The sequence below is a fragment of the Acidobacteriota bacterium genome, assembly GCA_016700075.1.
In the GTDB taxonomy this organism is placed as follows: Bacteria; Acidobacteriota; Blastocatellia; order Pyrinomonadales; family Pyrinomonadaceae; genus OLB17.
On the sequence record CP065000.1, the window covers coordinates 1,099,110 to 1,121,204 of the forward strand.

The window sequence follows — 22,095 nt, forward strand, 5'->3', positions numbered from 1 at the left end:
TTACGAAAACATAGAATTGAAATCACTCTCTGATAAGACAACTACTCCGAGCGATTCAGCCTTGGTCAATTTCGACCCCGCGTCGCTGCCGGCAACGACGAAATCCGTCTTTTTGCTGACGGACGACGAAATGCGGCCGCCGCGTTCTTCGATGAGTTTTGCGGCCTCGTCGCGAGTGTAATTTTCGAGTTTTCCGGTCAACACAAAGGTCTTTCCGACAAATCGTTCGTCCAACGCGGCGGTCGAGGCCTCGTCCATTTCCGTCTCAACGCCGGCGGCCTTGAGCCTCTCGATAAGTTCGAGATTCTTCGGATCGCGAAACCACGTGTGAACGCTCTCGGCAACGGCCAAGCCGATCTCGGGAATGTCGTCGAGTTCATCTGCCGACGCGTGTGCAATGCGGTCAATGCTGCGGAAATTATTGGCTAAGAGCTTCGCATAGCGTTCTCCAACGTGGCGTATATCAATGCCGTACAGAAGCCGCTGCAGCCCGCGTGTCTTGCTCGCTTCGACCTGGTCGATCAGATTTGTGCCCGATTTTTCTGCCATGCGTTCCAATGCAGCGATGTCCTCGACCTTCAAACTATAAAGGTCGGAAACGTCACGGATCATGCCTTTATCAACGAGTGTTTCAACCAACACTTCGCCGAGGCCCTCGATGTCCATTGCCTTTCGCGATGCGTAATACTGAATGCGTGCTTTGATCTTGGCAGGACAATCGGGATTTGTGCAGCGGCGAACAGCTTCACCTTCGGGGCGAACGGCTTCGGCACCGCAAACGGGGCAAATTATCGGAAAGACGAATTCCGTTTCGCTGCCGTCACGTTTCGACGGAATATTTTGAAGAACTTGCGGAATGATCTCGCCGCTTTTTTCTATCAGCACATAGTCGCCGATCTTAAGGCCGAGCCGCTTTATTTCGTCCTCATTATGAAGCGATGCCCGTGCAACCGTTGTACCGGCAAGCTGAACAGGCTCAAGGTTTGCGACCGGCGTCAAAGCTCCGGTTCGCCCGACCTGAACGCTGATCGAAAGCAGCTTTGTGGTCGCCTGGCGTGCCGGATATTTATATGCGATGGCCCAACGCGGTGCCTTAGTCGTCGCTCCGAATTCCTCCTGCAACGCCGTCGAATTGACCTTTACGACAACGCCATCGATCTCGTAATCCAGCGTGTCGCGGTGCGTTTCCATGTCGTTGACAAACTCGACAAGCTCATCAAAACTGCCGCACAGACGCCGATTCGGGTTGACGTTAAACCCGTTGCGTTCCAGCCATTCAAAATTCTCCCAATGTGTCGCGAACATCTTTTGATTGCCGGCAAGAACGTCATACGGAAACATATCGAGCCGCCGCGATGCGACGATCTGCGAATCGAGCATTCGGACCGTGCCGCTCGCACAGTTGCGCGGATTAGCGAACGTTTTCTCGTCCTGCATCTCAAGTTCCGCGTTGATACGGGCAAACTGGGACCTGGACAAGAATACTTCTCCGCGGACCTCGGCGTGCTCCGGTGCGTCCGCTTTTAACCGCAGCGGAACGGTGCGAATGGTCTTTGCGTTTTGAGTAACTTCGTCTCCGGCCTGGCCGTCGCCGCGTGTCGCCGCAGTCGTTAGAATGCCCTTTTCGTAATGCAGCGAAACGCTGAGCCCGTCGATCTTCAGCTCGGCGACATATTCCAGCTTTCTGCCTTCGGCGAGCTTTTCACAGCGTTCAGTAAACGCTTTCAACTCGTCGAGGCTGTAGCTGTTGTCCAGCGACATCAGCGGCACGTTGTGTTTGAAAGGCCGCAGCGAATCCGCCTTTCCGCCCACGCGTTGTGTAGGGCTGTCGGGCGTTATCAATTCGGGATGTTCGGCCTCAAGCGCCTTCAAACGCTCGAGCAGTTGATCGAACTCAAAGTCCGATATCTCCGGCTCCGCCTTTTGATAGTAAAGGTCGTTATGCCGCTGGATCTCGCGACGCAATTTCTCGATCTCTTGTTTTACGCTCATTGGTCAATTCATCGCTTCGGCGATCAGACGATGGAAATGGTGTGTTCCCTGCTCACGGGCCGGCGAATATCGTCCGCGGTCGTAGAATCGCGAGCGAACGCCTCGCTGCACATTTTCGACAACGGCCTCATCCTCCATTTCGACCGTATGGAGGTAGGCTCCCGCTCCTTTTTCCAAAAACGTCTCGTCGCGGACATATGTCTGAAACTCGACTATGGTCCTGTCGACAGCGACTGGCCTGACAATATTCACCGAGATTCCCCACGGATAAAAATTGAACATCAAATTCGGGAAGATGAACATATAACGGGCAGCTACCTCACCGCGATCATCGAGCCCCGTTTGGACCGATGCAAATCGATAAAGGTCGGTCGTATAACTGCCGTAATCGACAACTGCGTTCAATCCTTGATGCACGTAAGGAATATGAAATCCTTCGAGGTAATTCTCGCAATACAACGCCCAATGTGCGTTGACCTCATATTCTCGAGTGGCGGTCAGCCGCAGCCCTTCAGCGGTCGCTCTTTCGAAAAGCCAGGCAATGTCGTCAGTCATTTCCCAGAACTTAACGGAAGGAGAAACAGACGCAAACACAAAACCGCCGAGCTCTGCGGACTCGATCGTCGAAAGGTCATCGCTCTCGGACGGAAAATTCTCGACTTCCTCGAATTCAGGCATCGACAGCATCTTTCCGTCCAGCGAAAAACGCCGGCCGTGATAACGACATCTGATCAGATCGCCTGAACAGGGCTCTTCGACGAGCAGCATTGCACGATGCGTACAAACGTTCGTCAGACATCGGATCCCTTCCTGCGTCCTCACCAGCAACGCAGGTTCGTCGAGCATTCCCTGCAATATGGTTTTCGGATGAAGTTGTTCAACTGAGTCCGCGTGCCCCACAAGCTGCCAGCTAGGTGCAAATATCTTCTCCCGAGACGCCGCAAAGACCTCTGCATCGGTGTAAAACTCCGACGGCAGTGTCCATGCCTTCTTGATGTCTTTGTCGATGTCGAACATTTCTAGCCGCGGTAAAGCAAATATGCCGGCCGCTCTCTGTCCCGATGAAAACCCCGTCCTATAAAACCCGCTTCGAACGCTTCCTGAAATTCAGCACGAATTCTCATCTGCTCGGCCAAAGCGGATTTCGGATCAGCTGCGACCAATGCATTCCAGTCATTCATGATCACAATGGCCGCCGCGGGAGATCCGGGGTTCTCGAATTTTTCTCCGCGCGACAACGCGATCACCTTATCGCTCTCCAAATGCCATTCGGCGAACAAACGGTCGCTTGCCAGGCCGATCTTCTCGCCGTCGGTCTCGGGCGAGGTACCGTAATCGATGCCGTAGAAATTCTCCCGATATTCGCTGACGATCGCACCCAGCTTTTCCAGGTTAAAATACGCATTTCTCGCCTTTACGGGCTCAAATGTCCATTTGACATACTTTACGCCCTCAGACAACGCGCGTTCCCGCTGGGCCCATTTTAATCGACGCCCGAGGCCGAGGCTCTGAAACTCATTGTCCACGGCGGTCATATGGGAATAGAACGCAGGCTCGCCGCGAAGAAAGGCCGGCACGCTCAGGACGAACCCGACAAGACGTTCTCCCAAATAAGCTCCAAGCGTAAAACCGCCCGCATTCTTTGTAACAATGAAATGCCGGACAGGCGAAATTTCCGTCTCCGGCAAGGCAAAGACCGCTCTTTGGAGCTCTACACAGCTTCCGAGCTGATCCAGCGATTCGCACTCTCGTATCTCGATATTATCTGACATATGCGACGAAATTGATGCTATCAGAAATATCTCGGCAACGGAAAAATACCCTTAACTTATGGCCCTGCGGTCTGTTAAACTAATTGTTGCCGCTATTCAGCGGCGCCTCGACTCCCTCAATCGCATTAGATGACCCAACAGAACGGCCTTGAGATCAGGGGAACGCTCTTCCGTCAACCTTTCGCCGAATTAGCGGCGGAGATCCTTGCCGCGCGTCTTTCCGGCAGCCTTCGACTAAGCTACGGCACTAAAAAGTGCATTGTTTACTTTAAGAACGGCAGGCTGGCATTTGCCGTCTCAAATTCAAAGGAACATAAGATCTTCGCTCTGCTGCTTTCACGAGGACGTATTGAAGATAAAGATCTGCAGCAGGCTCCGGATTTTACCAACGACTTTGAGTTCACGGCTTTCTTGGTCCGCAGCGGCTTTCTGACAAAAGAAGAAAGCGACAACCTGTTTGTTGATCAGATGGCTGCAATCGTTACAGATGCGTTCTCATGGAAGGACGGCGATTGGACATTCAGCCCCCTGGCACGGATCCGCGATGGGTTGGAATATGACATCCGCATCGACGAACTACTAGCCAACTACAGCCGCTGCCTTGCTGAACATGACGTTCTGTCACGGTTTCGCAGTCTCGACGAGCAGTTCGCACGTTCAGAGAAGGAAGACCTTAACATAAATCTCTCGCCTGAAGAGGCGTTCGTCCTGTCGCGGTCGCAGGATGGCCCGATGACGGTACAAAGCATTTTGAATATCGCTCCGATCTCGGAGGGCCGTGCTCTTCACGTGATATACACGCTATGGCTAAGCGGCTTTCTCATCCGAACCGATTGGGAAAGGGTGTTTGACGAACATTCCGTTGCCATGATGAACAACGTGAGACTGGAGTTGAAGCGCGAAGCTCGCATCGTCTCCCAAAAGGCCCCGGATGAAACTACCCCCGACGAACCTCAACCGCAGCCGGAGGTTACCGCCGAACCCGAGCCCGTGATCACATTGGATGAATATCTCGACCGTGTTTTGAATGCAGTTACTTTCTACGATGTTCTCGGTGTCGATCGGGGCGTAGAAAGTGATGAGCTGAAAAGAGCCTACTTCACGTCGGCAAAGCAGTTTCACCCGGACAAATACCGCTCGGAATCGCCCGAAACACTCAAACGCATTCAGGATGCCTTCACCTCGCTGTCTCAGGCGCATGAAACGCTGAAGACGCCCGAACTGCGTGAGATCTACGACTATAGGATGCGCAAGGAACTTGCCGAACGCGAGAAACGCGGCGGCGAAGCGGTCGGGAACGCGAGCCTGCAGGCTGAACAGGCAGCAGAGAATTTCGAACGCGGCTTCTCAATGCTTATGGACGGCGACGCCGAAGGGGCAACACCGTTCCTTGCTCGAGCCGCACACTACGCCCCAAAAAATGCACGCTACCGTGCATATTACGGCAAGGCTCTTTCGCACGACGACAAGCAGCGGCACAAGGCCGAAGCTGAGATGCAGGCAGCACTCAAACTCGACAATACGAATCCGACGTTCCGGCTCCTTTTGGCAGAATTCTTTGCTCAGGTCGGCCTGATGAAGCGGGCTGAGGGCGAGCTCAATCGCCTGCTTGCGATGTTCCCGAGCAATCGCGAGGCTCGCGAAATGCTTGACGAACTTAAAACTCGAACGAATTGACCTCGTGATTTTGGCCTTTCCTTGAAATTGATCCGCAAAACGACGACACTAGTTGGGTGAGCAGTATCTTTCGTGACAGCGGCAATGCGGACGAAAAACTCCGCCGTATCGCAGACCGCATCGACGTTTTCGAGCTTTACAGCGGGCCGCACAGCACACAGGTCGCCGACCTCGCTGACCGGCTTGGCGAGGCGTTCAATCTCGCCTCCCGCGACCGCAATTATCTGCACAAAGCCGCATTGCTGCACGATATCGGCGAGCTGGCGATGAATCGCGATTACATCGCCGCCGCCCGTCCGCTTTCTGATACAGAACTCATCGATCTGCGGCGTCATCCCGTCATCGGCGAACAGGAAGCCGCCAAGCTCGATCTGTCTCGCGGCGTCCAGTTGATCATCCGCTGGCATCACGAATGGTGGAACGGCTGGGGCTATCCCGACGGGCTTTCGGGTCAAGAGATACCGTTGACCGCGCGTTTGCTTCGTGTGGCTGACGGTTTTGCGTCACTGACCGCGAAGCGCCCGTATCGCGATGCGTTGTCTGTCGCTGATGCCCGAAAACACCTCGCCGAAATGGCTGGGGTCGAGTACGATCCGGAGGCCGTTTTCACGCTGTTGAGCATTCTGTCGAACGACGCACGCATGGCGTCGGAGGCATCGGAACGTCTTTCTTTTGAACAACAAAATGCAGGGCTACAATAAGATATCTCCCAGAAGTTGGCTTGCTTTCGATCTAAACGTCCTGAGGCGTATCGAGTTCGATTCCATCGCGATCCCGTTCTCGGGTTCCGGCGAGGTCGGCGGCTATTTGAAGCGGACCGGCGTGCGTGTGGCGGCGAATGACCCACTGTTTTCGGCTTGGGCAGATTCGTATGTACACATCGCGAACAGCCGCGAAGAGCTTTCCGCTGAAGACATCGAGACCATACTCGAAGACGCGTACGTTCCCGGCTACGAACTCAAGAATCCGACGCTCGCGAACTGGTTCTCCGAGACGGATTCGTGGTGGCTGGACAACGTCCGCCGTAATATCGACCGCCTCGCGACGACGGGATTAAAAGCGATAGCTTCGCGGATCGCGATCGCTGCGGGCGATTACGTTTTTGCATTCAGCGGCGAGAACCGCCGTCTTCGCCAGCCGCTCTCTAACACCTATAGGCGGCTTTGTTCGCTGCAGCCGCGGCCATTCGACAACCGCCAAAACAACACCTGCAGCACCAAAATTCCCGACGATTTCATTGCGGAAACCCACACTGATCTGATGTTCCTGCGTCTGCCCGCCGCACACGCTCAGCCGCTACGCAACCATCTCGGCAGGGCCGCCTGGCGCGAAGAATGGATACGCGGTTCCGCCGGCTTTTGGGACAAACTCGAGAACGCCGCCGCACATCGCCTGGGCGCACCGACCGAGACCAAATCGCAATACATTCAGCTCCTCGAAGAAACGCTCCAGCGTGCCTCGCACATCCCGAAATGGGCCATCGCACACGTCGAGGACGGCTTTCTGCAAACCCAAGACATCGTCGATGCCGTCGCCCGCATACGCAAAGTGGACGCCATCTACTCCAAAGACTTCACCGAACTAACCGGCACCAAAGCCGCCATCATCACCGCCTAACCGCTTGCATAAGCCCGCGTGTCAGCAAGGGCGACACAAAAACGCCGCGATATGGTCATTCGCGGCGTTCGCATTCGGTACAACGGCGGCCAAGTTCGCCGATGCGGCTGTTAAGGCATAACGGTAAGGGTTATAAGGTCAGAAAGCTGTCCGACCGGCTTACTTTTCTTTAGATATCGGGCTCGTCTGAGTAAAAAAGCAGACGCGCCGAATGACCTGTACGACGCGCCGAACGACCTGTACGACGCGCCGGATGACCTGTACGACGCGCCGAACGACCTGTACGACGCGCAAAATGGCTCAGAAACGCATAAATTCCAGTAAAATTTGAATACAAACCGCTCAGAACCCAATAAATACGGGACTTTTTCAAATTTCAGTTGGAAATCAGGGAAAATTAGTGTAATTTACTTACAATCTGGAGACTCAGCAATGAATACACGATCCTTCTCGACAGATTTCCTCCCCGCAGCAACCATTTTCGCCACTTGGCAGACCACCACATCCCCAATAAACCGCCGTGCCTGACCCCGCGATTTCAGTTCTTTTCCACTAGTTCGCGGATCTTGGGGGTGTTTGGGTGGTTGGGAAGTTCTTTTTCGACGTATTCGAGCACCATTTCGGCGCGTTCTTCGACGTCGAGCATTGTGAAGTCGAGGTCGTTGGCGCCGTCGACACGTTTGACGGCCGCGGCGTACTCATCGGCAAGGGCCTTTTCCATCTTCGAGAGGCCGACTTCCATCTCGGCGAGGTCCGCCAGAAACTGGGTTAGCGGTATATTTGGCATAATGCCCGCCGACAGATTAGCTTTCGCGAGTGCAAGAGCCGCTTTAGCTTCTTCGAGTTCCTTTGCCGCCTGCGTGTACCCACTTTCGTCTAGTTGTTTTTGAAGGCCCATAATTCACCAACTACTTTTCAAGTCAATCGAACCCTGCTTGCTCCCACATTATCGCTGAAAACCCGCCAAGGTCTCAACGGTACAGTTTGTTCAGCTTAAACCCGTTCCCCACTTTGCCCGCTTGGCCTTTCGCGGATGAACCAAAACACGCCGGCGAAGGCGGACAATATGCCGGAGAACAGCGTGAGGGTTTGGGGCGTAATGTAGTACATCAGGCCGCCGGCGACGTAGCTTGAGATGCCGAAAACGGCGAGTTCGGCTCCGCGGTCGATGGTCGAGATGCGGCCGCGTATGATGTCGGGCAGACTGCGTTGGAACATCGTCTCCTGCACCGCGTATTCGACGCCGATGATCAGCCTCGATACGAATACCAGCAGACCGAATAGCCACAGGGTCGGCATGTTTGCCGCCGCCGCGAACAATAATCCGTGTATGATCAGCGCCCAGCCGACGAACTGATAATTGCGGCCTTTGCGGTCGAGATAAATGCTCGCCCGATGAGCAAGGAACATCCCGCCGGCCAGCCCAAATCCGGTTACTGTCCACAACACGGCGACCGCAACATCCGGATTCCAGCCTTCGGTCTCGGCAAAATGCACGCCGCCGAGCCGCTCAAAGATCATATTCACCGCGCCGCCGCCCGCCGCCCAAATGACGTTCAGGACGAGTATGGTTAATGCGAAATGCTCCGTGAACGCATACTTGATGCCGTCTCGAAGCTCTTTCACAAAGGGCTCGCGTGCCGTTTTATCAGCCATGCGGCCTGCCGTCGCCTCGTCGCGTGTTGCCTCTTCGGGAATCAGCCAAACCGTGTAGGCGGACGCCAAAAATGAGATCGCGTTTATGATGAACGCCGTCTCATACCCAAATGCCGCTGCCGCCCAGCCGCCCAACGCCGAGCCGATCGCCATCAGCAGGAACCGCGTCGAAAACAGCAAAGCAACACCCGACAACAATCCTTCTTTGCCCGTCAGATTGGGCGCCGAGGCGTTCTTCGCCCCGTCAAAAAAGGCGCCGAACGTATGCAGCACAACTGTCGCCACATACGCGATCCACAAATTCTCTTTGCTTGTGACCAACAGAAATGACAATGCAACGATCGCCCGGAAAATATCCGTCCATATCATCACCTGCCGACGCGAGAACCTGTCGACGAACGTCCCCGCGATCGGCGACGCTATCGCAAACGGCAGGAGCCGAGCTAAAAAGAATAGTCCTGCCGCCATCGGCGATGCGTCAGAAACGTGACGTACGAGACCAAGTCCCGCGATGAAGTTGAACCAATTACCGAGCTCCGATATGAATTGGCCCGCAAGCAGGTTGCGGAAGTTGCGATTCCCGCGGATAAGTTGGCCATAGGAGAGCGACTGCACCTGATAAGAATAGCCGAGCCGCTCGAAATCAATAAATGAGGCGGGAGGCACCATTGTGCGGATAGTGCCTTTTTTGTTTTTAGTGTGTCTGAGAGTACGGTTTTACGATTTCGGTTTTTAACTCAGGCAGGACGTGGGAACAGTGAAGGAAACAACCTCTACATATCAGCTACTTACTGAAACGAATGTGAATTCCGCCCTGGATCAGCCGTGGTGATGACGGCAAAATGCCGCGTGTGCGGTCAATTATATTTGTACGGCCAGTTAGATTCTTGACCGTAAGAAAGAACGTCGAACGCAGCCGCTCGACGGAATAATTCGCGGTTGCGTTCCAATAATTCTGTGAATTGATCGGACCGCGTTGGCCGTTAGCAACGCTGGTACTCAGATTCAGATCGTCACCAAACTGGCTGCCGATAAATACGTTTTCGATAAACGCATCAACGCCCTTTGTATGCGAATATCCGAGGCTCGACGTCGAAAGGAATTTGGGCGTGTAAGGAATGCGATTGCCGGCGATCGCGACCGCCGGGTCGAGCGAACTGAACCTGACGCCGCGAAATTCTGCTGACGACAAATATGTTATTGCGGTCCTTACATAAAGATTGTTCCGGCTGCCGAACCACACGCCGCTGTCCGCTTGTGCTGAAGCTTCGAAGCCCTGCTGCAGCGTCCGGCCGCCGTTCGTCAACGCCGCACCGGCGGCGCCAGCGACGCTCGAAGGCACGATCTGATTCTTATAGTCATTGCGAAAAAACGCGGCCTCTATTTTCAGCCCTCGAAACGGATCACCTCTGAAGCCTGCCTCGAAATTCCAGCTTTCTTCGGGGTCCAATTCAACGACACCGCCTGCATTTGTGATGACATCTTCGGCACGCGGCGGCGAAAAGCCCTTATGAACGCCCGCGAATATCGTCATCCGCGGCAGCCCAGCGTAGGCTACACCAACACCCGGAATGACCGTCGTTACTATTGCTTCGCCAAAAGATCTCGGCATGGACAGCAAATTGGTCCGGGACACTTTGATACGTTCAAATCGCACGCCGGGCGTTATTGCCAGACGCCAAAACACAAATCTCTGCTGAACAAAACCTGCGAACGCAAAGTTGCTCCGGAAATTGTTTTCGACCAGCACGCCTCGACGGCTCAACGGCAGATCGCCGTTCTCCTGTCGCCGGTCCTGCTTTTCCCAATGCAGGCGAAGACCAGTTTGAAATTCTCCGCGTACGCTGTTTCCCATTGAAAAACTCCGGGTGAATCGCGGCTCTACACCGTACGTTTTGTATCTACGCATGCGACCCTCATTGCCGCAGGTCGTATTCAGATCGGCCATGCTGAGACAGTCGGGATCGACGTTCAGCCTATTAGGCCGCTGCCCCGAATTTGACGATTGCCGCCACCAGTCCCGCGAGAACTGATTGAAATAGAACGTGGTGTTTAGCACCGCCGATGGCGAGACCACGGCCGTATGAGCCGTCGAAAAACCGAAACGGCCGCCGTAGAAAAAATCGTTCTTAAAAGGATTCTGACGTGGATCTGCTGCATACTCCGCCTCCGTCAGACCTGAGTATGTAACATTCGATTCCTCGCCAAAGTAGCTGAACTTGAACGTCAATACATTTCTGTCATCGATGCGCTGCACTGCTTTCGCCGTCAGATCGTTTGCCTTTGAATCGATATTCTCACGCGAGCCGTCGCTCTGTTTTCGCGTAAAACCGGCAAATATGCTCGTTCTTCCGATCGTTCCTGATGCCGTCCCGCTGCCGTTGAAAGACCTTCGGTTCCCTCCGATCATCCGCAGCGACAAACTTGGCCGCTCCGTCGGCTGCGGTGTTATGTAATTGATAACGCCGGCGACCGTCTGCGGGCCGAATGCGATCTGTCCCGAGCCTTTCAAAACCTCGATCGCCTCGTAACGCTCGACCGGCGGATGATAATACGAAGCATTGTCGCCATACGGTGCATAGGCGAGCGGAATGCCGTCCTCAAGCAGCAAGATCTTAGTCGAACGCGTCGGATTCGTTCCGCGTATCGAAATATTCGGGCGGAGGCCTATTCCTTCCTCATCGCGGACATTCACACCGCTTACTTTTCGCAATACTTCTGAGAAATTGGCGGCTCGCGTAGAAACAAGCGTCGTTCCATCGATGCGGCTGATCGCGCCGGGTATCTCGTCCAGACTTTCCGGCGTTCCCGCGAGCAGCGTCGTCGTCACCGCGAGGTCAATAGCGATGTTCGCCGGCGTCAGTAATACCTCATAAGATCCGTCCGGCTGAGTTGTGGAGAACGAAGCAGAAGCAAAACCTTTAGCCGACACCGCAATCTCACTGATATCCGATGGCAAAATAGGGATCCGGCAAAAGCCTTCCTCGTCAGCGACGCATGTGACAACAGCCGCATTTCCGGCCCTTTTGATCACAACGCCGGCGCCCGGAATGCCATCACCGTTCGTATCGCGGACAAATACAGTAATTTTGGGAGCCGTCTGGGCGCCTGCGATAAACGAGAGCACGAGAATGCCGATAAATACGGGAAGAACGTTTCGTCTAAATGAGGAGTGCTGCATTCGAGTTTTCTAAATTGTGTAGCCTTCTTGAAAATGATTTTCACTTTCAGTATATGAGAATACTGCCCCTTTTGTGATGTGTCAAACCGGAGCGATCGCCTCTTTCACAAAAAACAAAAGCCGCCCCAGCGGCGGCTTTTAACACAGCAATATCGACGGGCTATTTCCCTTGAAAATTCGGTGGCCGCTTTTCAAAGAACGCGGCGACGCCTTCTTTGAAATCATCGCTCTTCCCTGATTCGATCTGACACTCGTGCTCCAGAGCTAGCTGTGCGTCAAGCGAGTTTGAAAAGGATTCGTTGAGCATCTTCTTGATGCGGCCAATTGCACCGGTCGGGCCGGCCGCCAATTTTGAAGCAAATGCTTTCGCTTCATCTACAAGTGAATCTGCGGCAACCACCCGATTGATCATGCCGATCTCGGCCGCACGCTGTGCGGTAACGGCATCGCCGGTCATCAGCATCTCAGCTGCCAACTTCTCACCAACCACGCGCGGCAAAAAGAAAGTGCCACCGCAGTCAGGTGAAAGACCGATACGAACAAAAGCCTCTCTGAAAGAAGCGTCATCGCCCGCAAAAACAATGTCACACGCGAGGGCGAAATTGACGCCTGCACCCGCGCATACGCCGTTGACGGCAGCGAGGACAGGTATCGGCAGCCCTCGGATCAGCCGTATAACGCGGTGCAGATTGCCGAGCGGTTCTTCCAGGAAAGCCTCGATGCGGCCTTCCTGTTCGGCAAGTACTTTCATCTCTCGCAGGTCGCCGCCGGAACAAAAAGCGCGTCCCGCTCCGGTGAGTACCATGGCCCTGGCTCCTTGTTCCGATGCGAAACGAAACGCCGCATCAAGGTCGGTTATGAGCTGCTGCGAAAGAGCATTCAAAGCATCGGCACGGTCCATCGTTATGGTCGCCACGCCATCGGCTAATTCGAATTCTAAGGTTTGGAATTCCATAGGTCTATGCGGTCCTTGCCCGCGAACGGGTTGATTCAAAGCACTCGCGGCAAAGGACGGTGCGGCCGGTCTTCGGTTGGAACGGGACGGAATCATGTTTTCCGCAGTTGTCGCAGATTATCTCGAAACGCTTCGGAGAGTCCTCCCGCATGACCGCTTTTTTTGAGCGGCACTTCGGACAACGCTGCGGCGGCATCATATTCCGCTGATAAAAGAGCTCCTGCTCTTTTTCGCTGAAAATAAAGATCTCGCGGCACTGCACGCATGGTATTTCGACATCGGGCATTATGTCACCTCCACAAAAAAACGAGGGAAAATGAATGGAAACGAGTTTAACACAACAGCTCTCACGAGTTGAGCACTCGAACGTGGTTTTTCACCGTCTCACCGAGAGTTTCCAAATTATATCCGCCCTCGAGGCACGAAACGATGCGACCGCCGCATGCATCGTCCGCCCACTGCATCATTACGCGGGTCATTGCGGCAAAATCGGGATCCTCGATCTGAAGCTGGCCCAGCGGATCTGTTAGATGAGCATCAAAGCCGGCTGATATGAAGATAATGTCAGGCTTCATTTTCGACGCTATTTCCTCGATGGCGGCTTCGAATGCACGAACCTGATCCGCGGCCTTTGTGAATGCCTTGACCGGCATATTCAGAGTTGTGCCGAGTCCCTTTCCCTGACCGGTCTCACCTCGCGAACCCGTTCCCGGATACCACGGATACTGGTGCATCGAAAAAAAGAATACTGATGGATCCGAATAGAAAATGCCTTGCGTGCCGTTGCCGTGATGAACGTCCCAATCGATTATTACTGCCCGCTCGACCTCTTTGTACTTATTCTGTGCATAGCGTGCGGCTACGGCGATGTTGTTGAAGAGGCAAAATCCCATCGCACGCTCGCCGGTCGCATGATGTCCGGGCGGTCGGGCCGCGACGAAGGCATTTCGCACTTCGCCCTGAATTACAGCATCAACGGCAGCGATCGCTCCGCCTGCCGCAACGAGTGCCGCATCGAATGACCGCATAGATATCACCGTATCGGCATCGAGTCGGTCCATGCCCGAAGCGAACGCTCCTTCAACGCGCTTGAAATGCTGCGGCGTATGAGCCGCCTGAACGATGCCTTGAGCGGCTTTGGCGGGCGTGATCTCGCGAAGGCTGCCCCACAGCTCCGAATCATTATGCAGGGCGTCCATCACCGCGCGATAACGCAGAGGCGTTTCGGGATGACCGATGCCGGTATCGTGTTTTTCGTATATCGGATGATGAACTATAGCCGTGACCATTAAATGATTGTATCTAAATGAACGCCGTTTCGTGCAGGAGCTCGCCGTTTTTGAAACGATCGATGTGCAGCATTGATACATCCATGAACTTTGCCTCGCCGTCTAGAAGTATTTCCGCCAATGCCCTGCCTGTAGCCGGCGAATGCATAACTCCGTGCCCGGAAAACCCGCACGCAAGGAAAAGGCCTTCGACTTCGCAACCGCCGATCACGGCGTGGTGATCGGGCGTATTCTCATAAAGCCCGGCTCGGCATTTCTCTCTTACGGGTTCGCTATCGACAAGAAACGGGGCCCGATGTTCTACCTTCGCATAGGCTTTTTCTATGAATGCTTCATCGAATTCTGTGTTGAACGAATCCGGTTCGTCCGGGTCGGGATAGGCGAAAAGCACATCATGTGCGGAAAAGCTCTTGTGGCTGCCAAAATGAAATTCCCTCGCGGGGCGAAAATGAAACCCGTCACTGAGGTCGATCACCATCGGCAGGCCTTCTGGAAGCGGCTCGGGATTTTTCGCCCAAACTATCTGGCGCCGCTGCGGTAAGATCGGCAGGTCGATGCCTGCTGTTGCGGCGAGCGAAGCTGCCCATGACCCGCTGCATATCACTGCGGCATCACACTCCAGCTTCCCTTCCGAAGTGCTCACGCCCGAAACCCTTCCGCCGTTCAGCTCTATCGCAGTAACCTCAGCAGAGGTCCTTACGCGGGCACCGCTTAGGGCCGCGTTCGTGATGAACCCTTCCAGCAAAGCGAGCGGATTGATGAAACCGTCACGCAGGCCGAAACTGCCGCCTACAACATCGTCCAAATGCAATCCCGGAACTACGGCGGCGATGTTCTCGGTATCGATCGGATAAACGTCAGAATAGCCGAGCGCCCGCTGAAGCTCGATCGAGCGTGCCAGATAATTTCGGTGTTTGTCAGTCTGTGCAAGGAAGAGATAGCCTTTGGGGTCGTATTCGCAATCGAACGGAGCATTCTTGATGAAGTCCAGCGAATAGAGCGAAAGACGAATATTGATCTCCGTCTCAAATTGGGCGCGAATCCCGCCGGTCGCCTTGCCGGTCGAGCCCGCACCGAGCGTGTTCTCGCGTTCGAGCAGGATTACGTCGCGGCAGCCGCGTTCTGTCAGATGGTACGCGACCGAGGCACCGACAACGCCGCCGCCGATAATTACGATCCGCTGCGTCATTTGGCAAAAACCGTCGACAGGTCGTTGAATCCTTTGAACTCAAGCGCGTTTCCGGCAGGATCCATGAAGAACATGGTCGCCTGTTCTCCGACCTCGCCCGCGAAACGTATCTTCGGTTCGATCACGAACTTCACGCCATTCTCTTTTAGCCTATCGGCCAATTGCCGCCAGTCTTCCATCGGCAGAACGATGCCGAAATGCGGTATCGGAACACTGTCTTTGTCAACGTCATTCGCCGCAGCCTGTCGAACATAATTGGGTGCAAGGTGAGTAACGATCTGATGGCCGAAGAGGTTGAAATCGATCCAATGATCGGAGCTGCGGCCTTCTTCGCATCCGAGGATATTGCCATAGAAATCGCGTGCGGCATCCAGATCATCAACCGGAAAAGCAAGGTGAAAGATATTCATCATACCGATTCTGATTCTATAACAACTGCGCCACGCATTTCAGCAGCAGGGCGAATGACGTATAAGATATACTTCGATCTTTCGAAAAAGCTGCTGACCAATGCACGAAAACATCGAAAAATTCGTCGCCGCATTCATCTCGTCGCTGCAAAGCGGTAGTTTTGCCCGAATGACCGTCGGCAACTACAAGGGCGATTATAAAGGTCTATCAAAGGTCCTGATCCGGCCGATAGAAACTAAAAAAGGCGAAAGGCTTTTGGCGGTTTATAAGTATGAGAACCGCGACATGGCAAAGAATTATGCCGCAGGCGAGGCCGCGGAGTTGCTGCAGAGCCTCTTTTCGCGGGGGTTTAAGAGCGGCCATCTTTTCACTGCCGAGAACGACTTCCAGCTCGACATCGGCAAACGGAATTCCCGCCTGAACGTTGGCAGACCCACCTTTTCCACTGCTCCGAAGCTCGCACACGATCGCGAAAAGCACCGTCTTATACCGCTCTACCGCCCTTATCTAAAAGCTCTCGGCATCACGGACGACTCCGGACGTGTTCGCGACCGTCAACAAAATAAATGGAGACAGATCAACAAATTCGTCGAAATAATCGACGGACTCATCTCGAACTCATCGCTAAAAGAAAAGAAGGGCTTGCGGCTGGTCGACATGGGCTCGGGCAAAGGTTATCTGACGTTCGCTCTATTTGACCATCTAACAAATTCACGAAATATCGACGTTGAATTGACCGGCATCGAAACGCGGAGCGATCTCGTCGGGCTTTGCAATGACATTGCTGCTGCATGCGGCTTTGGCGGTTTGAAGTTCGTCGAATCTGACATCGCATCCTTTGAGATAAAGCAGATCGACCTTCTGATCGCTCTCCACGCCTGCAATACCGCGACCGACGATGCCATCTATAAAGGTATAACGTCGAATGCCGAGATCATCGTTACCGCGCCGTGCTGTCATCAGGAACTGCGGCCGCAGATCACACCACCGGCGATGTTGCGTGACGTTATGAAACACGGCGTAATAATGGAAAGGACCGCAGAGTCGCTGACGGACGGCATCCGCAGCATGCTATTGGAGTGCGAGGGTTACGGGACGAAAATGATAGAATTCGTGCCGCTGGAGCATACGCCGAAAAATAATATGCTCGTCGCTGTTCGAAGTGACAAGACGGCTGACACATCGAAGCTTCGTAAGCGTCTCGATGAATTAAAAGCCGCGTTCGGCATAAGTTCACAAAGATTGGATGATCTGCTGACCGCGATCCGACGAGATCGGCATTGACCCTCAAAAAGGCCGTGCTATTATTCTTGCCCGAACCTTTTTATGAGATCAGAAGCAAAAACCCCTGACGAGTACATCGCATCGCTGCCGGACGACCGCCGCGAGGGCATGGCAAAACTGCGTTCGGTGATAAACGCCAATATCCCCGCAGGTTTTGAGGAAAATATGGGCTACGGAATGATGGGCTGGGAGGTGCCGCAATCCATCTATCCCGCGGGCTATCATTGCGACCCGAAACAGCCGCTCCCTTTCATGGGCATCGCATCGCAAAAGAACAATATCGCCATCTATCACATGGGCATTTACCGTGACGAGGCTTTGTACAATTGGTTCGTCGAGCAATGGCCGAAATATTCGTCAAAGAAGCTCGATATGGGCAAGTCGTGCATCAGGATAAGAAAAGCAGAGGACATCCCGTTCGAACTCATCGGAAAACTCGCAAAAAAGATGACCGTGAAGAAATGGATCAAGCTCTATGAAGAGATGCTGAAACGCTGACCGGTTCAGGGCGAAATACTTGACGGAACCGCTACATCGTCGTATCATTTAGGTTTGCGTTAACCGACGCGTCGCCTATTTTCGGCGAGAGGAAAAGGTTATGAAACAAGATATACATCCGAACTACACCGACATCACGGTGTCATGTGCCTGTGGGCACAGTTTTCAGACTCGATCGACGATGGGCGAAGAACTCCACATCGAGATCTGTTCTGACTGCCATCCGTTCTTCACCGGCAAGCAGAAGCTTGTTGACACCGCAGGACGCGTTGACCGCTTCAACAAGCGTTATCAGCGTGGCGGTGCGGCCGCAGCAAAATGAGGTTTTGACCGCTTGAAACAGACAGCGTTCAATTACTAGCAATTCAAATTCGACGCCGGCTTGCCGCCGCCGATCGCTTTAGGTGCATTTGCAGCACTTGCGAGAGGCGAAAATTGGCAGCCGGCGTTTAGCTTTTTTCTGAAGAGCATTTGAACATCCAAAAGCCGTTGACGGCCTTCTAACAGTTGGTATGAACCTACGCAGCAAGAAACGCATTTTTCGCTTTGTCCACTCGGTATTTGCGCTCGAGCGCGACCTGATCGTCGGCGGCCAGGCAGTTATGGAGGGCGTCATGATGCGGACGCCGTCGGCATATGCGATCGCATGCCGCAGAAATGACGGTTCGATCGTCACGACGGCCGAGAAACTGCCGCGTTGGAGCGACAAATACAAATGGATGAATTTCCCTGTGCTCCGCGGCGGCGCGACGCTGATACAGTCGCTGGCACTCGGAATCAAGGCGTTGAATTTTTCTGCAAGGATATTCGAAGAAGACGAGAAGCTGCAGAAAGAAAAGGCAAGAGCAGAAGCCGGCGAACCGGCATTTGCTTATGTTGACGGGACGGACGATCCCAATTTCACGAAAGCTCCCGTAAAGGTCACGATGCCTGAAGCTGCCGAAAAGCGGAATCTTTCGCAATCGGCCAGTGCTGCTGGTTCGATAGCTTTTGCGTTGGCGTTCAATATCGCTCTCTTTATCGTCGCACCGCTGCTGCTGACGAATCTGCTCTTCATTTGGCTCGGTTGGGCAGGAGCACCGACAATCGCTGCCGAAGCCGGCTGGTTCGAAACGGTGATGGCATACGTGTGGAAGATGAAGCTGGACACGCTCGGTGCGTGGGTCGGCTTTAATATGATCGACGGTGTTATCCGCATGGTCTTTTTCATATTGATGATCTTCTCGATGTCGTATATCAGGGACATACGGCGGGTCTTTGAATATCACGGAGCCGAGCACAAGACCGTCTTCGCGTGGGAAAGAGGCCTCGACCTGCTGCCGGAGAACGCAGCGAAAATGCCGCGGCAGCATCCGCGTTGCGGGACGTCATTCCTGATGGTCGTAATGCTGGTCGCGATCGTGCTGTTCTCGTTCATCAATTTTGAAGCGATGTGGATGAATCTTGTCGTTCGTATCGCGCTCATGCCGCTGGTCGCGGGGCTTTCGTATGAGGTAATTCGCTACGCAGCAAGAAAAGAATCCGGGGCAATCTTCAAGCTGATGACATTGCCGGGGCTTTGGCTGCAAAACATCACGACGCAGGAGCCGGACGAAGAACAACTCGAGGTCGCGATACGCGCATTGGACGAATCGCTGAAACTCGAACCGGCGACAACTTAACAAGCGGCCACGGAGCACACAGAGAACGCCGAGATAAAACGCGTTCACACTCTGCGTTCTCTGTGCTCTCTGTGGTGAAAATTCCATATGTTCGAAAAGCTGGAACAAATAGAAAAGTCTTACGAAGAGCTGACCGCTCAGATCTCGGCGCCGGAATTCATGTCTGACATGAAAGCCTATGCCAAGGCGATGAAGCAGCACCGCTCTCTGGGCGAGATCGTTGAAAAATATCGCGAGGTCAAGCGAATGCGCGAGGAACTTACCGGCGCCAAAGACCTGCTCGCTATCGCCGACGACGACGAGATGCGTGAGATGGCAAATCTCGAGATCGCAGAGATCGAGGAAAAGCTTCCCGCCGCTGAAGAAGAGCTGAAGGTCCTCTTGCTGCCCAAAGACCCGAACGACGAAAAGAACGTAATTCTCGAGATACGTGCGGGCACCGGCGGTGACGAGGCGACGCTTTTTGCCGGCGAGATATTGCGTATGTACGCCCGTTACGCCGAACGCCAAGGTTGGAAAATGGAAATTCTCGAAGCCTCAGACACCGGTGTCGGCGGCGTAAAAGAGGCAGTCGCTATGATCGAAGGCGACAACGTATATTCCAAGATGCGTTTTGAATCCGGCGTCCACCGCGTTCAGCGTGTTCCTGCGACGGAATCAAGCGGCCGCATTCATACGTCTGCGATCACGGTCGCGGTTCTGCCCGAGGCGGAGGATGTCGATATTCATATTGACCAAAATGACCTTCGTATCGATACTTTCTGTTCGTCGGGACCGGGCGGCCAGTCGGTGAACACGACGTATTCCGCCGTTCGCATTACTCACATGCCGACAGGCGTTGTGGTTTCAATGCAGGACGAGAAATCTCAGATCAAGAATCGTGAAAAGGCGATGCGTGTTCTGCGAGCACGTCTTCAGGAGATAGAGGAACAAAAACAGCACGACGCGTTGTCGGCCGAACGCAAGTCGATGGTCGGATCGGGCGACCGTTCCGAAAAGATCCGGACATACAATTTCAAAGAGAACCGAGTTACCGATCACCGCATCGGCATGACCGTCCATCAGCTCGATCTCGTTCTGGAAGGCCAGCTCGACGATTTCATCGACGCGTTGCGGACACACTATCAGACCGAAAAATTGAAAGCCGAAGCAACAGCAGCCTAACCGATGCCGCCGCCGACAAGACTCTATCTGATCCGACATGGACAATCTGCCGGAAATGCCCAGGGGCGTTTTGGCGGACACGGCACAACCCCGCTTTCTGAACTCGGCGTGGCACAGGCAGAGGCGACCGCAAAAGCTCTGGCCAAAGAAAAGATCGACGCGATATTCTCGAGCGACCTGCTCCGTGCGATACAGACCGCGGAACCGCTCGCCCGCGAGATCGGTGTTGAGGTAAGGACGTCGCCTGCATTTCGCGAGCGTCACGTCGGCGTATTGGAAGGGCTGACGTTTGACGAATCACGGGAACGTCATCCGAAAGACTACTACGCCCTTGTTAACCGCAATGTCCACCATGTGATCACCGGCGGTGAAAGCTACCGTCAGCTGCTGCTCCGCATTACGTCCGAGCTCGATTCGATCGTGAGCGAACATCGCGGCCGGCGGATCGCAATATTTTCTCACACCGGAGCTATTTGTTTCCTCACACTTCATCTACTCGGCGCCATACACCGCAACACAAAGCAGACGCCGTGGCTCATTACGTCTAATTGCGGTATCAATCGGTTCGAGTTTCGCGGACCGCGAAATGTGCGCGTTCTCGCTCTGAACGACACACGCCATTTAAGCAGTATTACCGGCAACGACTCTTTCGCCGCTAAATAGTCACTCTTGTAAAACACAAGATTCGGGTTCATACTCATTTCTACAAGCCAATTGGCCTGCGATGAGGTGAATATGAAGTATCTTGCATTAGCGTCTATTTTTTTGCTCTCCGTAATTCTCTCCCCTACAGCTGCGAAGGCTCAGACAGATGAACTTCGTTCCGCTACGGGATTGCCGATACAGATCGGCCAGCCCGCAGTTTTCGGCCAGGTCTCGATAAAACGCTTGGCATCGGGAGAACGAAAGCCGACCATTCATGTGACGATGCTCGAAGGCGGCACTCAGATCGGGCGAGTTCAGGTAAATGATTCAGGCTACTACTATTTTCTGCAAATGCCGCGAACCACCGCCACTTTGTTGGTTGAGATAAATAACTTCGAGGTTGGACGTGCAGTGCTTGCTGTTGCGGCCGGCGCGAGCCGAAACCTTAGACAGGATTTCACCGTCGATTGGGAAGAGTTCAAGAAGGTTTCGACCCCCGGAGTGATCTCTGCCATTTACCCGCGCAGCGAGGAGGCAGAAAAGGCCTTCGAGACAGCGATGAAAAGCTCGCGTGACAAGGATAATCAGCGTGCGGTGGCTCAGTTCAACGCAATATTGGAAAAAGACCCGAAAGATTTTGTAGCCTGGACCGAACTTGGAACGGTGTTTTTCAGAATGAATTCTTTGGACAATGCTGAGGCATGCTATTTCAAAGCCATCGAGCTGAAGAAGGATTATGTCATGGCTCTATTGAATCTTGGAAAGCTGTATTTGAGCAGGCAAAAAGCTGACGAAGCCGTTCTGGTTCTGAGCAACGCGGTCTCATCTTCACCGGCGAACGCCGATGCACGTCACTATTTGGGTGAAGCCTATCTAATGGCAAAAAAGGGCTCACTCGCCGTCCCGCAGTTAAAAGAGGCTATCAAACTCGCTCCCGATGACAAGGCCGAACTTCATTTAAGGCTTGCGGATCTTTATAACGCTGCCGGCGGTAAAAAACTTGCCGTCGAGGAATACAAACAGTTTCTGAAGAAACGTCCCGACCATCCCGACAAAGAGAAGTTCGAAAAATACATTCGAGACAATCAGTAACAATCTCAATGC

The 22,095-nt window shown here is 53.8% G+C and carries 21 protein-coding genes; 10 read left to right on the top strand and 11 right to left on the bottom strand.

Translation table 11 applies throughout. From position 1 onward, the window contains the following. From ligA to IPM50_04985, 3 genes are read right to left on the bottom strand one after another with little or no spacing between them, the layout of a single operon-like run. Window positions 1-1,992 carry an NAD-dependent DNA ligase LigA gene (ligA, locus tag IPM50_04975; GenBank protein ID QQS33933.1) on the bottom strand — a complete coding sequence of 664 codons (1,992 nt, stop codon included), beginning with the start codon at window positions 1,990-1,992 and terminating at the stop codon, window positions 1-3. Window positions 1,993-1,995: 3 nt separating this feature from the next. Beyond that, entirely contained in the window at window positions 1,996-3,009 is a 1,014-nt protein-coding gene (locus tag IPM50_04980; protein ID QQS33934.1) for an aromatic ring-hydroxylating dioxygenase subunit alpha, read from the bottom strand. A gap of 2 nt (window positions 3,010-3,011) precedes the next feature. Next, window positions 3,012-3,764, bottom strand: coding sequence for a GNAT family N-acetyltransferase (locus IPM50_04985; GenBank protein QQS33935.1), 753 nt, complete (start codon window positions 3,762-3,764; stop codon window positions 3,012-3,014). A 129-nt stretch (window positions 3,765-3,893) separates the two neighbouring features. Between IPM50_04985 and IPM50_04990 the strand changes: the two genes are divergently transcribed. The 3 genes from IPM50_04990 to IPM50_05000 are packed head-to-tail and all read left to right on the top strand — an operon-like array spanning window position 3,894 to window position 7,058. Then, on the top strand, window positions 3,894-5,441 hold the full coding sequence (locus tag IPM50_04990; GenBank protein ID QQS33936.1) for a DnaJ domain-containing protein: 1,548 nt from the start codon (window positions 3,894-3,896) through the stop codon (window positions 5,439-5,441). Window positions 5,442-5,497: 56 nt separating this feature from the next. After that, window positions 5,498-6,142, top strand: coding sequence for an HD domain-containing protein (locus IPM50_04995; GenBank protein QQS33937.1), 645 nt, complete (start codon window positions 5,498-5,500; stop codon window positions 6,140-6,142). Next, window positions 6,126-7,058, top strand: coding sequence for a hypothetical protein (locus IPM50_05000; GenBank protein ID QQS33938.1), 933 nt, complete (start codon window positions 6,126-6,128; stop codon window positions 7,056-7,058). The genes IPM50_04995 and IPM50_05000 overlap by 17 nt, the downstream gene beginning before the upstream one ends. A gap of 538 nt (window positions 7,059-7,596) precedes the next feature. On the opposite strand, the gene IPM50_05005 is transcribed toward IPM50_05000, so the two are convergent. The 8 genes from IPM50_05005 to IPM50_05040 all read right to left on the bottom strand — a co-directional run bounded on the left by IPM50_05005 (window position 7,597) and on the right by IPM50_05040 (window position 15,738). Beyond that, a complete protein-coding gene (locus tag IPM50_05005; GenBank protein QQS33939.1) occupies window positions 7,597-7,956 on the bottom strand; it encodes a hypothetical protein in 360 nt (119 codons plus the stop codon). Window positions 7,957-8,051: 95 nt separating this feature from the next. Continuing rightward, entirely contained in the window at window positions 8,052-9,383 is a 1,332-nt protein-coding gene (locus IPM50_05010) for an MFS transporter (GenBank protein ID QQS33940.1), read from the bottom strand. A 115-nt stretch (window positions 9,384-9,498) separates the two neighbouring features. Then, window positions 9,499-11,895 (bottom strand): TonB-dependent receptor plug domain-containing protein, encoded by a 2,397-nt coding sequence (locus IPM50_05015; protein ID QQS33941.1) that lies wholly within the window; start codon window positions 11,893-11,895, stop codon window positions 9,499-9,501. A gap of 160 nt (window positions 11,896-12,055) precedes the next feature. Continuing rightward, window positions 12,056-12,850 (bottom strand): enoyl-CoA hydratase/isomerase family protein, encoded by a 795-nt coding sequence (locus IPM50_05020; GenBank protein ID QQS33942.1) that lies wholly within the window; start codon window positions 12,848-12,850, stop codon window positions 12,056-12,058. A 4-nt stretch (window positions 12,851-12,854) separates the two neighbouring features. Beyond that, window positions 12,855-13,136: a zinc-ribbon domain containing protein gene (locus IPM50_05025; protein QQS33943.1), complete on the bottom strand. Its 282-nt coding sequence runs from the start codon at window positions 13,134-13,136 to the stop codon at window positions 12,855-12,857. 61 nt (window positions 13,137-13,197) lie between these two features. Next, window positions 13,198-14,139: a histone deacetylase gene (locus IPM50_05030; protein QQS33944.1), complete on the bottom strand. Its 942-nt coding sequence runs from the start codon at window positions 14,137-14,139 to the stop codon at window positions 13,198-13,200. Window positions 14,140-14,152: 13 nt separating this feature from the next. Beyond that, entirely contained in the window at window positions 14,153-15,328 is a 1,176-nt protein-coding gene (locus tag IPM50_05035) for an FAD-binding oxidoreductase (protein QQS33945.1), read from the bottom strand. Beyond that, window positions 15,325-15,738, bottom strand: a complete 414-nt coding sequence (locus tag IPM50_05040) for a VOC family protein (protein QQS34462.1) — start codon at window positions 15,736-15,738, stop codon at window positions 15,325-15,327. The genes IPM50_05035 and IPM50_05040 overlap by 4 nt, the downstream gene beginning before the upstream one ends. 100 nt (window positions 15,739-15,838) lie before the next feature. Between IPM50_05040 and IPM50_05045 the strand changes: the two genes are divergently transcribed. From IPM50_05045 to IPM50_05075, 7 genes are all read left to right on the top strand, one after another. Then, a complete protein-coding gene (locus tag IPM50_05045) occupies window positions 15,839-17,023 on the top strand; it encodes an SAM-dependent methyltransferase (protein ID QQS33946.1) in 1,185 nt (394 codons plus the stop codon). Window positions 17,024-17,065: 42 nt separating this feature from the next. Further along, the gene (locus tag IPM50_05050; GenBank protein ID QQS33947.1) at window positions 17,066-17,521 is read left to right on the top strand and encodes a DUF1801 domain-containing protein; all 456 of its coding nucleotides are present in this window, start codon (window positions 17,066-17,068) and stop codon (window positions 17,519-17,521) included. Window positions 17,522-17,621: 100 nt separating this feature from the next. Next, entirely contained in the window at window positions 17,622-17,843 is a 222-nt protein-coding gene (rpmE, locus tag IPM50_05055; GenBank protein ID QQS33948.1) for a 50S ribosomal protein L31, read from the top strand. Between the two features lie 190 nt (window positions 17,844-18,033). Beyond that, entirely contained in the window at window positions 18,034-19,182 is a 1,149-nt protein-coding gene (locus tag IPM50_05060; GenBank protein ID QQS33949.1) for a DUF1385 domain-containing protein, read from the top strand. Between the two features lie 87 nt (window positions 19,183-19,269). Beyond that, window positions 19,270-20,346 (top strand): peptide chain release factor 1, encoded by a 1,077-nt coding sequence (gene prfA, locus IPM50_05065; GenBank protein ID QQS33950.1) that lies wholly within the window; start codon window positions 19,270-19,272, stop codon window positions 20,344-20,346. Between the two features lie 3 nt (window positions 20,347-20,349). Continuing rightward, a complete protein-coding gene (locus IPM50_05070; protein QQS33951.1) occupies window positions 20,350-21,009 on the top strand; it encodes a histidine phosphatase family protein in 660 nt (219 codons plus the stop codon). Window positions 21,010-21,081: 72 nt separating this feature from the next. Next, on the top strand, window positions 21,082-22,083 hold the full coding sequence (locus IPM50_05075) for a tetratricopeptide repeat protein (GenBank protein ID QQS33952.1): 1,002 nt from the start codon (window positions 21,082-21,084) through the stop codon (window positions 22,081-22,083). Window positions 22,084-22,095: the final 12 nt, after the last annotated feature.